Source organism: Gemmatimonadaceae bacterium, from assembly GCA_019637445.1.
Classification (GTDB): domain Bacteria; phylum Gemmatimonadota; class Gemmatimonadetes; order Gemmatimonadales; family Gemmatimonadaceae; genus Pseudogemmatithrix.
Genome location: JAHBVS010000001.1, coordinates 122,655 through 136,817 on the forward strand (window position 1 = coordinate 122,655; position 14,163 = coordinate 136,817).

At 67.0% G+C, this 14,163-nt stretch carries 13 protein-coding genes; all 13 read right to left on the bottom strand.

Features of this window, described 5'->3' with window-relative positions; all coding sequences use genetic code 11:
- Positions 1-12: 12 nt before the first annotated feature.
- Positions 13-1,017 (bottom strand): rod shape-determining protein, encoded by a 1,005-nt coding sequence (locus KF709_00575; protein MBX3172883.1) that lies wholly within the window; start codon positions 1,015-1,017, stop codon positions 13-15.
- Between the two features lie 350 nt (positions 1,018-1,367).
- Positions 1,368-2,483 carry an alanine dehydrogenase gene (gene ald, locus KF709_00580; GenBank protein MBX3172884.1) on the bottom strand — a complete coding sequence of 372 codons (1,116 nt, stop codon included), beginning with the start codon at positions 2,481-2,483 and terminating at the stop codon, positions 1,368-1,370.
- Positions 2,484-2,630: 147 nt separating this feature from the next.
- Positions 2,631-3,884 carry an insulinase family protein gene (locus KF709_00585; protein ID MBX3172885.1) on the bottom strand — a complete coding sequence of 418 codons (1,254 nt, stop codon included), beginning with the start codon at positions 3,882-3,884 and terminating at the stop codon, positions 2,631-2,633.
- Positions 3,885-3,895: 11 nt separating this feature from the next.
- Positions 3,896-6,121 carry a polyribonucleotide nucleotidyltransferase gene (locus KF709_00590; protein MBX3172886.1) on the bottom strand — a complete coding sequence of 742 codons (2,226 nt, stop codon included), beginning with the start codon at positions 6,119-6,121 and terminating at the stop codon, positions 3,896-3,898.
- A gap of 78 nt (positions 6,122-6,199) precedes the next feature.
- Positions 6,200-6,460 (bottom strand): 30S ribosomal protein S15, encoded by a 261-nt coding sequence (gene rpsO, locus KF709_00595; protein MBX3172887.1) that lies wholly within the window; start codon positions 6,458-6,460, stop codon positions 6,200-6,202.
- A gap of 144 nt (positions 6,461-6,604) precedes the next feature.
- Complete coding sequence (locus KF709_00600) at positions 6,605-6,979, bottom strand: type II toxin-antitoxin system VapC family toxin (protein ID MBX3172888.1); 375 nt, start codon at positions 6,977-6,979, stop codon at positions 6,605-6,607.
- Positions 6,976-7,182: an AbrB/MazE/SpoVT family DNA-binding domain-containing protein gene (locus tag KF709_00605; GenBank protein ID MBX3172889.1), complete on the bottom strand. Its 207-nt coding sequence runs from the start codon at positions 7,180-7,182 to the stop codon at positions 6,976-6,978. Before KF709_00605 ends, KF709_00600 begins: the two co-directional genes overlap by 4 nt.
- 75 nt (positions 7,183-7,257) lie before the next feature.
- Entirely contained in the window at positions 7,258-8,097 is an 840-nt protein-coding gene (locus KF709_00610) for a helix-turn-helix transcriptional regulator (GenBank protein ID MBX3172890.1), read from the bottom strand.
- Between the two features lie 181 nt (positions 8,098-8,278).
- The gene (locus KF709_00615) at positions 8,279-9,988 is read right to left on the bottom strand and encodes an FG-GAP repeat protein (GenBank protein MBX3172891.1); all 1,710 of its coding nucleotides are present in this window, start codon (positions 9,986-9,988) and stop codon (positions 8,279-8,281) included.
- Positions 9,989-10,138: 150 nt separating this feature from the next.
- Positions 10,139-11,314: an RIP metalloprotease RseP gene (gene rseP / locus KF709_00620; GenBank protein MBX3172892.1), complete on the bottom strand. Its 1,176-nt coding sequence runs from the start codon at positions 11,312-11,314 to the stop codon at positions 10,139-10,141.
- Entirely contained in the window at positions 11,314-12,555 is a 1,242-nt protein-coding gene (dxr, locus tag KF709_00625; protein MBX3172893.1) for a 1-deoxy-D-xylulose-5-phosphate reductoisomerase, read from the bottom strand. Before dxr ends, rseP begins: the two co-directional genes overlap by 1 nt.
- Positions 12,552-13,406, bottom strand: a complete 855-nt coding sequence (locus KF709_00630) for a phosphatidate cytidylyltransferase (protein ID MBX3172894.1) — start codon at positions 13,404-13,406, stop codon at positions 12,552-12,554. The genes dxr and KF709_00630 overlap by 4 nt, the downstream gene beginning before the upstream one ends.
- A 10-nt stretch (positions 13,407-13,416) precedes the next feature.
- Positions 13,417-14,160 (bottom strand): isoprenyl transferase, encoded by a 744-nt coding sequence (locus KF709_00635; protein ID MBX3172895.1) that lies wholly within the window; start codon positions 14,158-14,160, stop codon positions 13,417-13,419.
- Positions 14,161-14,163 lie beyond the last annotated feature (3 nt).

Consider the following 14,163-nt stretch of genomic DNA (forward strand, 5'->3'; position numbering starts at 1 on the left):
ACCGGCCCGTCATCAGGTGCTGAGCACCGACCAGTACTTCGCCTCGTCGTCGAGGATCCGCCCCGTGCCGCGCACCACGCAGGTCAGCGGGTCCTCGTCCACGTGGATCGGCAGGCCGGTCTCCTGCGTGAGCAGCACGTCCAGCCCGCGGATCAGCGCGCCACCGCCCGTCATCACGATGCCGCGGTCCACGATATCCGACGCCAGCTCCGGCGGCGTGATCTCCAGCGCACGGCGCACCGCGTTCACGATCTGCTGGATCGGCTCCTGCACCGCCTCGCGGATCTCCGCCGAGTGCACGCGCACCGTCTTCGGGATGCCCGAGACGAGGTCGCGGCCCTTCACTTCCATCTCGCGCTCCTCGCCAAGCGGCGCGGCCGATCCGATCTGGATCTTGATCTGCTCCGCCGTCGGCTCGCCGATCAGCAGGTTGTAGCTCTTGCGCATGAACTGCACAATGCTCGCGTCGAGCTCGTCGCCGCCCGTGCGGATCGACGTGTCGGACACGATGCCCGAGAGCGCGATCACCGCGATCTCCGTCGTGCCGCCACCGATGTCGATCACCATGTTGCCCGTCGGCGTCTCCACCGGCAGGCCGACACCGATCGCCGCCGCCATCGGCTCGGCGACCATGAAGACTTCCTTCGCGCCCGCGCCCAGCGCCGAGTCACGCACGGCGCGCTTCTCCACCTCGGTAATGCCCGAGGGCACGCACACGATGACGCGTGGCTTCACCTTGAACACGTGGTTCTTGATGATGAGCTCAAGGAAGAAGCGCAGCATCTTCTCGGTGACATCGAAGTCGGCGATCACGCCGTCCTTCATCGGGCGCACGGCGATCACGCCTTCCGGCGTGCGGCCGAGCATGCGCTTCGCTTCCAAACCGACGCCTTTGATCTTCTTCGTCTCGCGATCGATCGCGACGACGCTGGGCTCATTCAGGACAATGCCTTCGCCCTTCACGTAGATGAGCGTGTTCGCCGTTCCCAAGTCGACGGCGATGGCATTCGCCGGCAAAAAACCACCGCTTTGGAAGAACGGCCACTTCAGAGGCAATGTCGGATTCTCGCGCGTCCGGGGATACGGAAGACGCCTGAGGCGGGAGGAGGCAACTACTTATCAGAGCGGAAGTTAGTTCGGGGAGAGGGGGGCTACAAGGCGGACCCTTTAGGATGCGGGATTCGGGCTGCGGGGGGGGGCTTCAACAGCAGCCGTGAGTTGTGAGTGGTGAGTCATGAGTGCCGTTTCTCACGACTCACAACTCACGACTCACGACTTCCCGAAACCTCGCGACGAGCCCCGCCCAGAACGCAAAACGGGGGCCCGACCACAGGTCGAGCCCCCGTTCCCGCATCCCAAGCTCGCCGTTATTTCACGAACTTGGACGCCTCGTGGTACTCCATCCCAAACGCCTCGGCCACGCCGGCGTAGGTCACCTTCCCCTCCACGACATTCAGCCCCTTGAGCAGCGCCGGATCCTCCTTCAGCGCCTGCTTCCAGCCCTTGTTGGCCAAGCGGAAGGCATAGGGGAAGGTCGCATTGGTCAGGGCCAGCGTCGAGGTGCGCGGCACCCCGCCCGGCATGTTGGCCACGCCGTAGTGGATGATCCCGTCCACCGTGTAGACCGGGTTCTCGTGCGTGGTGGCCTTGATGGTCTCTACACAGCCACCCTGGTCGATGGCCACGTCGACGATGACCGAGCCCGGCTGCATAAGCTTGAGGTCCTCGCGGCGAATCAGCTTGGGCGCCTTCGCACCCGGCAGCAGCACGCCGCCGACCACGAGGTCGGCCGTCGAGATGGCCTCGAGGATGTTCGCGCGGTTCGAGAAGATCGTCTGCACGTTGGCCGGCATCACGTCGTTTAGGTAGCGCAGGCGTGGCAGCGAGGTGTCGAGGATGATCACCTTGGCGCCCATGCCGGCGGCCATCTTGGCCGCGTTCACACCGACCACGCCGCCACCGATGACCACCACCTTCGCCGGCGCCACGCCCGGCACGCCACCCAGCAGCACGCCGCGGCCGCCATAGAGTTTCTCGAGGTACTTGGCGCCTTCCTGCACCGCCATGCGGCCCGCCACCTCGGACATCGGCGTCAGCAGCGGCAGCTCGCGCGTCGAGAGCTCCACCGTCTCGTAGGCGATGCAGGTCGCACCCGAGTCGATGTGCGCCTTCGTCAGCTCCTCATCGGCGGCGAAGTGGAAGTAGGTGAAGATGGTCTGCCCCTTCTTCATCCGCGGCCACTCGACCTTGATGGGCTCCTTGACCTTGATGATCATCTCGGCCGCTGCCCAGGTCTCGTCGGCGGTGGGGAGGATCTTCGCGCCGACCGCCGTATACTGCGCGTCGTCAAAGCCCGAGCCAAGGCCCGCGCCCTGCTCCACGTACACGGTATGGCCAGCCGCCACGAGCGCCTCGGCGCCAGCCGGCACCAGGGAGACGCGGTTCTCGTTGGTTTTGATTTCCTTCGGGACGCCGATTTTCATAGGGCAGTTATGAGTTGTAAGTCATGAGTTGTAAGTCCCCGCATCCCGCATCTTCCCGCATTCGCCGTGTCACTCACCACTTACAACTCACAACTCACAACTGCAGTTGTAAGTACTAAGTGGTAGGTCATAAGCTGAGAGCAACAACTAGCCTGGCCCAAGCCGAACCACCGTCTGCAGATCCTGCCTGTAGAAATCCTGGCACACCTCCGCCACATCCCCGGCAGTGATCGCATCCACTCGCGCCAACACCGCATCCAACGGCTTGTAGGGCTCATCATACAGCTCCACCGCCGCCGCGCGGTACATCCGGGCCCCCACGCTCTCCATGGACAGCGTGATCTGCCCCTTCAACTGCTGCTTGCCCATCGCCAGCTCCTCGGCTGACAACCCGGCAAGGTTCAGCAACGCCAACTCACTCTGGACCGCCTCAACGGCATCGTCCACACGTTCCGGCGCGCATCCAAGATAGATGCCCTGGGACCCCGCCGTCACGTGGTAGCTCTGGAAGCTGTGCACACTGTAGGCCAGGCCCAGCTCCTCGCGGACTTTCTGGAAGAGCCGTGAGCTCATTCCGCCACCAAACAGCGTGTTCACCAACTGCAGCGCGTGCCGCCGCTCATCGGAGTGCGGCACGGTGATGTTGCCCATCACCAGATGCGTCTGGTGGATGTCGCGAATCTCCTCGCGCTCGCTGGGCCTTGGCGTGATGGCGTGCGGCACCGGCATCGCCTCCAGCGCACCCTCGCCCTTCAGGTCCGCCCAGCCGGCCGAGGCGAGCACGGCCAGCAACTGGTCGTGCGTCACGTGCCCCGCCGCGGCCACCACCACGCGCTCCGGACGGTAGGCCCGGCGATGCAGCGCGCGCAGGTCATCCACCGTGAGCTGCTCCACCGTGTCCGGTGTGCCCAGGATGGAGTACCCATACGGATGCGAGCCCCACATCGTCTCGCCGTGGATCTCGAAGACGATGTCGTCCGGCGTGTCCTCGACCATCGAGATTTCCTCGAGGATCACCCCGCGCTCCAGCTCCAAATCGCTCTCGCGCAACTGAGGCCGGAACATCAGGTCGAACATCACGTCGGCGGCCTGCGGCAGGTGCTCGTCGAGCACCCGCGCCTGGTAGGACGTGTGCTCGCGCGCCGTGTACGCGTCGAGCGAGCCGCCCAGCGACTCCAGCGCCAGCGCGATGTCCTTGGCCGAACGGCGTTCGCTGCCCTTGAACACCATGTGCTCAAGGAAATGGGACACGCCCATCTTCTCGCGCGACTCGTGCAGCGAGGCCGCACGCACCCAGGCCCCCAACGCAACCGACCGTACTCCCGGCATGAACTCCGAGAGTACGGTCAGTCCGTTCGGGAGGACGGTCCGCTGCACGCCCCGCTCAGGGGCGACTGCCACGGACGCCTCGCTCACTCGCGCCCGCGACCTCCGCGGCCGCCACGCCCACCGCGATCGCCACGGGGACGGTCGCTACGCGGACGTTCGCTGCGCTCGCCACCCTCGCCGTTGCCCGACGAGGCCTCGCCCTCGGCAGCAGCCTCCGCGCCCTCCGGCTTCGGCATCAGCGCCTTCATGGACAGGCGCAGACGGCCACGCTCGTCGCGGTCGATCAGCTTCACCGTGACGGACTCGCCCTTCTTGACGATGTCCTCCGGCTTCTCGACGCGGTGGTGGCGCATCTCGGAGACGTGCAGCAGGGCCTCGGTGCCCGGCATGATCTCGATGAAGGCACCGAAGGCCGTCACCGACTTCACCGTGCCCTGGTAGGTCTCGCCCACCACCGGCTCGGCCGTGATGGCCTGCACCATCTGGCGCGCACGCTCCATCGCCTCGCCGCCCACGGCGGCGATCGTGACCAGACCCGAGTCGTCCACCGTGAGCTCGGCGCCCGTCTCGTCCTGGATTCCGCGGATCGTCTTGCCCTTCGGACCGATCAGGTCGCCGATCTTCTCGGGGTTGATCGTCATCGTGACGATGCGCGGCGCCCACGGCGACAGGTCCGGACGGACCGTCGGCAGCGCCTTGTTCATCTCACCGAGGATGTGCAGGCGGCCTTCACGCGCCTGCGCCAACGCCTCGGTCATGATCTTGAGGTCGAGACCCTGGATCTTGATGTCCATCTGGATGGACGTGATGCCGGTCTCGGTGCCCGCGACCTTGAAGTCCATGTCGCCGAGGTGGTCCTCGGTGCCCAGGATGTCCGTGAGGATCGCGTACTTCTTGCCTTCCTTGATCAGGCCCATCGCCACGCCGGCCACCGGCGCCTTGAGCGGGATGCCGGCGTCGAAGCAGGCCAGCGAACCACCGCAGATGGAGGCCATCGAGGAGCTGCCGTTCGACTCGAGGATCTCGGACACGATGCGGATCGTGTACGGGAACTCCTCAAAGGCCGGCAACACGCCCTGGATGGCGCGCTCGGCGAGCGCACCGTGACCGATCTCGCGACGGCCGGTGCCGCGCATCGGCTTGGCCTCGCCCGTGGAGAACGGCGGGAAGTTGTAGTGCAGCATGAACGACTTGGTCGTCTCCTTGGCGTCGTCGATGTTGTCCATGCGCTGGACGTCATTGGCGGTGCCGAGGGTGGCGACGACGAGGGCCTGCGTCTGGCCGCGCGTGAAGAGCGCGGAGCCGTGGGTACGCGGCAGGACCGAGGTGTCGATCGAGATGTCGCGCACGACGTTCGGCTTGCGGCCGTCGACACGGAGGCCGGTGTCGAGCACCTGCGCGCGCAGCGCGTTGTACTCGATGTCGCCGACGATGTTGCCGACGAGGCCGTGGTGCGCGGGGTCGAGGACCTCGACCATCTCCGCCTTCACCTCGTCCTTCACCTTCTCGACGGCCTGGATGCGCGTGGCCTTGTCCTTCTGGTTGATCGCGGCCTCGATGCGCTTCTCGGCGGCCTTCGTGACCGTCTTGCGCACGTCGTCGGGGATCTCCGTGCCGGCCCACTCCATCTTGTCCTTCGTGCCGGCCTTCTTGAGGAGCTCCTCCTGCATGGCGACGATCTCGCCGATGCCCTTCTGGGCGACCTTGAGGGCCTCGACGACGTCGTCCTCGGAGACCTCGAGCGCGCCGCCCTCGACCATCATGATCGAGTCGGCCGAGCCGGCGACCACCATGTCGATGTCGGAGAACTCGAGCGCCTGGAAGGTCGGGTTGAGCACCCACTTGCCCTCAACGCGGCCCACGCGGACGCCGGCGATCGGGCCGGCCCAGGGGATGTGGCTCGAGGCCAGCGCGTAGGACGTGGCGATCAGGCCGAGCACGTCGTGGTCATTCTCCTGGTCCGCGGACAGGACGTAGATGACGACCTGGACTTCGTTCTGGAAGCCTTCCGGGAACAGCGGGCGGATGGACCGGTCGATGATGCGGCAGGAGAGGATCTCCTCGTCGCGGGGCCGGCCTTCGCGCTTGATGAAGCCACCGGGGATCTTGCCCGAGGCGTACATCTTTTCCTTGTACTCGACGGTGAGCGGGAAGAAGGGCAGCGGGCTCTTCTTGTTGCTCACGGTGACGCTGGCGAGCAGGACGGTCTCGCCGTAGGTCACGAGGGCGGACCCGGCGGCCTGCTTGGCCATGCGCCCGGTCTCAATGGTGAGGGGGCGGCCAGCGAAGGTCCGCTCGATACGATGCATCATTTCTGTTTTTTCTCTCTGCTGTGCACGAAGCGCGCGACCGCCGTATTGCGGTCGCGCGCTCGTGGGGGTGATGCGCTAGTAGCGCAGGCCGAGGTCCGCGACGATGCGGCGGTACTCTTCGACGTTGGTCTTCTTGAGATAGTCGAGGAGGCGGCGGCGCTTGCCGACCATCTTGAGGAGGCCGCGACGGCCGTGATGGTCCTTGTGGTGCGCGCGGAAGTGCTCCGTGAGGTAGTTGATACGCTCAGTGAGGACCGCGATCTGCACCTGGGCCGAGCCCGTGTCGGTCTCGTGCTGGCGGTGCTTCTCGATCACCGCCGTCTTGACGAACGCCATCAGAAATCCTTGCCTGCGCTGCGCAGTGCTGTGTAAGCCTAAATCCTTGGTAGCACAGAAACTTAGGGTTGCTGGGCGGGGCTGTAAAGGGGGGACATGCTGGCCAAATCAGGCTGCCGCCTTCCCCCCGGAGGGCACCGGCACTCAGCTGGCCCGGCGATACCGGACCCCGGGGAGGTCCTTGAAATCGGCATCTTGGGTCCAGAGCGTGGCATCGTGCGCCTGGGCGGTGGCGTAGATCACGCTGTCGGCCAGCGGAAGCCGCCGCTCCACGCCAACGGTCGCAGCCGAGAGTGCCAGCGTGGAGTCGAGGTCGACAACGAGGCCCCGTTGCATAAGCGCGACCGCCTGCAGCGCCTCCCCCTTCCCGCGCTGCTGCAGGACCCGCCGGAACACCTCGTACAGCGTCAGCGAGGGCACCACCAAGGCGTCGAGCCGCTGAATCGCCGGGGCGAAGAAATCGGCGCCTGGGCCGTCGGCGAAGTACTCCAGCCAGCCCGACGAGTCGACGACGTTCACACGCGGTCCCGGTCCCGCGGAACATCAGTCGAAATGCCCTTCAGGAAGCCGCGCAGCTCCTTCGGCGCCCGCTGCGGGACGAGCTCCACCCGCCCCTCGTACTCGAAGGCCTGGATCTTCTGCCCTGGCTCGAGCCCGAGCGACTCGCGGATCTCACGAGGGATGACGACCTGGAACTTCGGGGAAACGGTAACGACGGACATCGGTCCTCCGGGTCGTATTACGATAATGCTATCGATGGCACTATCGCAATACGCCGTTCTGCAATCCCCATCGAATCAACGCAACGCGACCTGGGAGGGCGGAACCCCAAACGCTCCGCGAAAGGCCGACGTCAGATGCGCGTGGCTACTGAATCCCAGGTCCAGCGCCAGAGACGAGAGATCACCGCGGTACTCGGCGAGTCGATGCAGGGCCTCCCGCAGCCGCAATGCACGCCGGTACCCGTGGACGGTTGTGCCCGTCGCGCGCCGGAACGTCCGACAGAGGTGGAAGGACGAGACGTCGAGTCGCTCGGCCAACTGGGCGATGCCCTGATTCTGCTCGAGATGCTTCGCCAACACCGCCTTGGCTGCTTCGGCGAGATCACGCTGCCTCGCCTTCCCCGTCGACCCATCCGCCGACCGCGTCCCGTCTTCTGATCGAGCCCCCACGTCTGCGGGGGTCGCGGTCGCCCGGTATGTGAGCGCGAGCGTCTCGCCGACGAGGCGCAAGGCCGTCTCCTCGAGTTCCATCGCCTCCGCTTCGCCAGAGGCCGCGCGTGCAAAGAGTGCACGCTGCGCGCGGTACAGTGAGCCTGGCACACTCGCACGACCGTGACGAAACGCGCGTGCCGCTCCGGCATCGGTCACCGAGTGCTCGCCGACGATCTCGCGCGCCACGTGTTCGGGCAACGCAATCCAGTCGGTGACGTCGCCGGCCGAAGACACGGCACCGCGACTGTACTCGCGGCCCGGCGTGTGGAGCACGGCCTGCGTGGAGTCCGAGACGAACGGTCGCTCCCCATCCCGCTCGATCCACACGGCGCTGCGCGGGAACGCCACGACGTGATTCCTGATGCGACCCGCGTCGCGAAAGCCCGGGAACTCGGGCGGGCAGCGGAACTCTCCGAGCAGCACGACGTCGGAAGCGAACCGTACCGTCTCACAGCCGGGTTCGACATCGACGTTGACCGCTGAGTCCGTCCGCGGAGTACGGGTCCGCGGCCCTGTGGCCGCGCGGGGCATCGAGAAGGCAGTCACGCCCCCACACTACCCCACGTGCCGGCCCCGCTGTTTCAAAGCGCTCTTGGCGGTCGCCTCAGCGTCCGCTGATCACGTACATCCGCCCCGAGCGAAACCCATTGATGTTGCTCCAACTCGATGTGACGAGCAGGTCGATGCTGCCATCGCCATCGACGTCGCCGACGCCCGTGGCATCGAAGCCAAGGGTCTCGCCCGGGACGCGGCCGGTGATGGTGCGCAGCAGCGAGCCGTCACGACCGGAATACAAATAGATCCGACCACCCGAAGGCGCCGCTCCGGCGTACTGCCAAGCACCGATCACCAGATCATCGTAGCCGTCGCCGTTCACGTCACCAATGTCCGCGGAGCCGATGCCGAAGCCGCTGCCCGCCGCCTCGCCGGTGATGGTGCGCAAGCGCCGACCGTCCGCACCCGAGTGCACGTAGATGCGTCCCGTCGAAGGACCCAGCGCAGAGTTGGGAAAGTCGCTGGCATAGATGTCGGGTGTGCCGTCACGGTCCACGTCGCCGACAACGGACGTGAACATCGCGCCGAGCGCGGCACCCGTGGAGTCGGCGTCGATGGTGAAGCGTGGCGAACGCGCCGCCGCCGCGTACACGTAGACGCGGCCCGTGTTGTTTGCACCTGCACCTGGCGCGCCGACGAGCAACGGCGTGGAGCGCCCCCCCTTCTTCCCCGCCACGATGCTTCCGAAGGCATCACCAGCCGCTTCGCCATCAAGAGTGTAGAGCAGCGCGCCGCTGCGCCCGCTAAACACGTGCACGCGCCCGGCACCCGGCGCGCTGCTAGTGGTCGCCGGCGCTCCCACCACCAGGTCGTCAACGCCGTCGCCGTCCTGGTCGCCCGCCCCTGCGGCACTCTGGCCAAAGTTTCCACCCGAATCCGTAGGCGCGAGTGTGTGGAGCAACCGCCCATCGCGCCCCGAGTAGACGTAGGCCCGATTCCCACCGGGCGCACCCGCGATCACGTCGGGAATGCCATCGCCGTTCACGTCGCCGGCGCCTTCGAGTCCGGTGCCCAACTGCTCGTTGCCCTTGCCGCTAGCCTGCCAGAGCAGTCGACCGCTCCGGCCCGAGTACACGTAGATGCGGCCCGGCGCCTGCCCCGGACCGGTGGCGCCGTTGGTCGGCGCGGAGGTCACGATCTCACTCACTCCATCGCCATCCGCGTCACCAATGCCGCGTGCGATCCAACTGAACTGGTCGCCCTTCGCCTCACCCGCCCACTCGTGGATGATGCGCGCCGGTTCCACGAAGGGGCGCTCGAACTCCTCGGCGCGCCAGGGGAGGCGCGCCCAGCGCGCATCGGCCTTGAGCGACTCGAGCTGCGGCGCGTTGAGGACGTTGTCGATGTCGAAGGCCCCGCTGGCACGGAGGGTGTCGATCAACGCGAAGGCCGCGTCTGAGCGGCCGCGGCCGGCCTCCACCCACGCGGCGCGGAATCGTGCGGCGAGCCGAAACGGCTGCGGGCTGCGCACCTGCGCGTAGGTCGCAACTGCCTTGTCGGCGTCACCGGATGTGCGATAGGCGTCGCCGAGGAGAAGCTGGGCCTGTGGCGCGTTGGGGCTACGCGCGAGGAAGGGCTCGAGGATGAGCACGACGCTGTCCGCGTGACCCGCCTGCAGCAGCGCCTGCGCGCGCTGGATCTCAGGTGGCGCACCGCCCGCAGCCTGCGCCGCAAGCTGGGATGTGCTCGCAACCAGTGCTAGCGTCGCCAGCCCCGTGGTCCAGGCGGTGATGGTGGGCGCAGCAAAGTTCAATCGCATGGGCAGACTCAGCCTGATGGTTGAGAGAGGCAGCGGGGCGTCCCCGCAGCCTATGGGGCGGCCCAGAGCCTCGCTATCACCAGATTGCTCTCACGCGCGGTGGTAGTTCCTGCTGATTCCAACGGAGAGCCGGGCTGAGCGCCCGCCCGCCTACTCCCCGCCGAACCACCCCATCACGAGCCGCTTCAGATCGTTGAACGTCACCGTCACGAACAGCGCCAGAATCGCCACCAACCCAATCCGCGCGTACCACTCGCGGACCATCTCCGGCAGCGGACGCCGGATCGCGCCCTCGACCACGTTCAGCACGATCTGCCCGCCGTCCAGCAGCGGGATCGGCAGCAGGTTGAGGATCGCGAGGTTGATACTGAGGAACGCCACAAGCGCCCACACGTTCTCAAGCCCGCCGGACTGCGCCGCTGACACACTGGCCCGCGCAATCTCCACCGGCCCGCCGAGCTGTGTCACTGACACGCTGCCGCGGAACAGTCCGCCCAACACTTGGATGACGCTGCCACCCATCGCCCAGGTGGCATTCCAGCCAGCCACCACCGCCCGATCAATGGCGATCCGCTCGCGCGCGGGTGTCGCGCGCACACCGATTCCGATGCGCCCCACCGTCTCCGGCGCGCCAGTGATTGTACTCGGCACCTCCGCAGACTCCGGCGTCATGCGGAAGGTGAGCTTCTCACCGCCGCGCGTGACCGTCAGTTCGATCTCACGGCCCGGCGCCGCCGACACCGCGGCCAGCAACTCGTCCCAGCGGTCGATGGCGACGCCATCGATGGCGGTGACGCTGTCACCGGTCATCATCCCAGCGAGCGCGGCAGGTCGATCCTCGACGACCTGATCAACCACAGGCGGCAGGTAGCCCTGCCCGTACCAAGCGAAGATACCGATCGACACGATCAGCGCGAGCACAACGTTCATGAAGACGCCCGCCAGCATGATGACCAGCCGCTTGTACAGCGGCTTGCTCTCGAACCAGCGGTCCTCGGGGATCGGCAGCGGACCGTGCGGGATCATCGAGTGCTCATCCCAGTGCTTGGACCGCTCCACCGGCTGCTCGTCGCGCAGCTCGGGCCCGCCCTCAAGCGCCGAGGCCTGCTCGTCCTCACGCGAGGCCATGCGCACGTAGCCGCCGATCGGTAGTGCGCTGATGGCGTACTCCGTCTCGCCGCGGCGGAAGCTCCACACCGGCTTGCCCCAGCCCAGCGAGAAGCGTGGCGCGTACACGCCGGCCCACTTGGCCGCGAGAAAATGTCCCAGCTCGTGCACGAAGATCACGAGCCCCAAGACGAGTAGCGGTGCCAGCCAGCTGAGCATCAGTCCCTGAACTCCTCAACGGTGAAACGCGCCGCCGCATCGGCGGCGCGCAACTGCTCCAGTGTATCGCCCGGCAGGCCCGCGTGGCGTGTGAGCGCCGCATCGATGGCCGACGGGATCTTCACAAAGTCCAGCGAGCCGGCAATCACCCGCGCCACCGCCGCCTCATTGGCGGCGTTGAACACCGCCGGTGCTGCCCCGCCCTTTGCGCCCGCCGCGATACCCAAGCCAAGCGTCGGAAACGCATCGTGTCGCACCGCCTCAAACGTCAGCGGCGACGACGCGATGGGATCGAAGCGTGGTACGCCCGCGTCGACGAGCCGTTCCGGGTAGGTCATTGCGTACAACACGGGAAGCTCCATCGAAGGAACCCCCAACTGCGCCAGCACGCTCCCGTCCTCGAACTCGACCATCGAGTGCACGATGCTCTGCGGGTGCACCACGACCTCGACCTTCGAATACGGAATGCCGAACAACACGTGTGCTTCGATCACTTCCAGCGCCTTGTTGGCCAAGGACGCCGAGTCGATAGTGATCTTCTTGCCCATCGCCCAGGTGGGGTGGTTCAAGGCATCCGTGACCTTCGCTGCACGGATACGCTCAGTCTCCCAGGTACGGAAAGGACCGCCTGAGGCGGTGATCACGAACCGCTTCACACCCTGTACGGGGAGCAGCGCGTGATCGGTTTCGCCTTCTGAGGAAGCGACGGCACCGGTAGCGCCCGCCGCCGCGGCGCCCACGCGCCCGGCGAGGCACTGGAGCAGCGCCGAGTGTTCCGAGTCTACGGGAATCACGGCACCGCCGTGCTCGTGCTGGGCGCGTTGCACCAGCGCACCGCCAACCACCAGCGACTCCTTGTTCGCCAAGGCCACGCGCTTGCCGGCGTTGAGCGCTGCGAGAGTAGCCTCAAGCCCCGCCGCACCAACAACGGCGTTGAGCACGATGTTCGCTTCGGGATGCTGCGCCGCCTCGACGAGACAGTCGCTCCCCGAGCACCACCCGCTCGGCAGCCCACGACCCCGCGGCTCCACCAATCCGACGAACGCCGGCCGCCAGCGCTCGACCGCCGTGGCGAGTGCGTCCGCGTTGCCGTGCGCCGTCATCGCTACGAATCGGAAGCGCTCGGGATGCCGTGCCACCACCCGCTGCGCCGTCTCGCCGATGCTGCCCGTAGCGCCCAGGAGCGCGATGCCCTGCGGCGCGGCGTCGGCTCGCCGCGCGTCCTGCCCAGCGCGACTCACGCCGCCACCACGAGCAGGACTTCAAGCATCACATACGCGATGGGCACGGTGAACAGCAGCGAGTCCACGCGGTCCAACACGCCGCCGTGCCCGGGAATCAACGCCGAGGAGTCCTTCACGCCGGCCTGCCGCTTGAGCATCGACTCCACGAGATCGCCGACCTGCGCCGCCACGCTCATCGCGATGCCGAACACCAGCACGCCCCAGAGGCGCATGCCGAGTCCCGCGAAGGGCACGAGCACGAACTGGACGATGGCCCAGGTCGCGACCACAGTGGTGCCAAGCGCGCCCCAGGCTCCCGCCCAGGTCTTTCCGGGGCTCACACTGGGCATGAGCTTCTTCTTGCCGAAGCGCTTGCCGAAGAAGAACGCCCCGCTGTCGTTGAGCCAGGTCAGCACCACCGGCAACGCCACCAGCAGCGAGCCCGCCAGCGCCGTCACGGCGAAGCGGTGATAGCGCAGCGCGTACACAAAGGCGAGCATGCCGCCCGTGTACCAGACGCCAAACAGCGTCGTCGCCACGGCCTCGATGGGCCGCCCCTCGCTCCCACGGCGCCACAGCGCCATCGAGAGCAGCACCGGCACCAGCATCGCGATCCAGGCAATGCCCGGCACGGCGTATCCCAACCGCACCGCGTGCAGCATGATAGGAATCAGCGCCGAGAGCACGATCGTCCACTTCGACATCGGCCTCGTGCCCGCAGCCTCGGCCAGGCGCGCATACTCCCAGGCGCCCAGCGCGGCTGCAATGGAGAGGAGCACGGTCAGCGGCGCGCCGCCCGCCCATACACACCACGCCACGACCGGGATCGCAGCGACCGCGAACGCGACTCGCTTGGCGAACTCGCTCACGCGTCGGTCCTCAGACCGCGACCTTGCCGAACCGCCGGTCGCGCTGTTGGAAGTCGAGGATGGCCTCGTACAGGTTGGCGCGCGAGAAGTCAGGCCACAGCACCGGCGAGATGAACAGCTCGGTGTAGGCCAACTGCCAGAGCAGGAAGTTGGAGATGCGCTGCTCGCCCGAGGTGCGGATCAACAGGTCCGGATCCGGGCAGCCCACCGTCAACAGCTGCGAGGCGAACAACTCCTGGTCCACCTGCTCCGGCTTCAGCGCACCCGCCGCCACCTGCTCGGCGATCTTCTGCGCCGCGCGCGTCAGTTCGGCGCGCGAGCCGTACGAGATGAACAGGTTGAGCGTGAGCTTCGTGTTGCCCGCCGTCTGCGACACCACGCGGTCCACGGCGGCACGCGCCGCGGGTACCAGGCGCTCGAGCTCGCCGATGACCTGCACGCGCACGCCCTGACGCTCCAACTCGTCGGCTTCGCGCTGGATGTACTCCTCCAGCAGCGACATCAGCGCCGTCACTTCGCCAGCGGGGCGCTGCCAGTTCTCCTGCGAGAACGCGAACAGCGAGAGCGCCTCGAGCCCGACTTCCAGCGCGCCTTCCACCACCTCGCGCACCGCCTTCATGCCATTCCGGTGGCCGATGGGCCGCGGCAGCATCCGCTCGCGCGCCCAGCGCCCGTTGCCATCCATGATGATGGCCACGTGCCGGGGGACCACGCCGTGCAGGCGGATCTTGGCGAGTAGGTCGGCGGGGCTCATGGC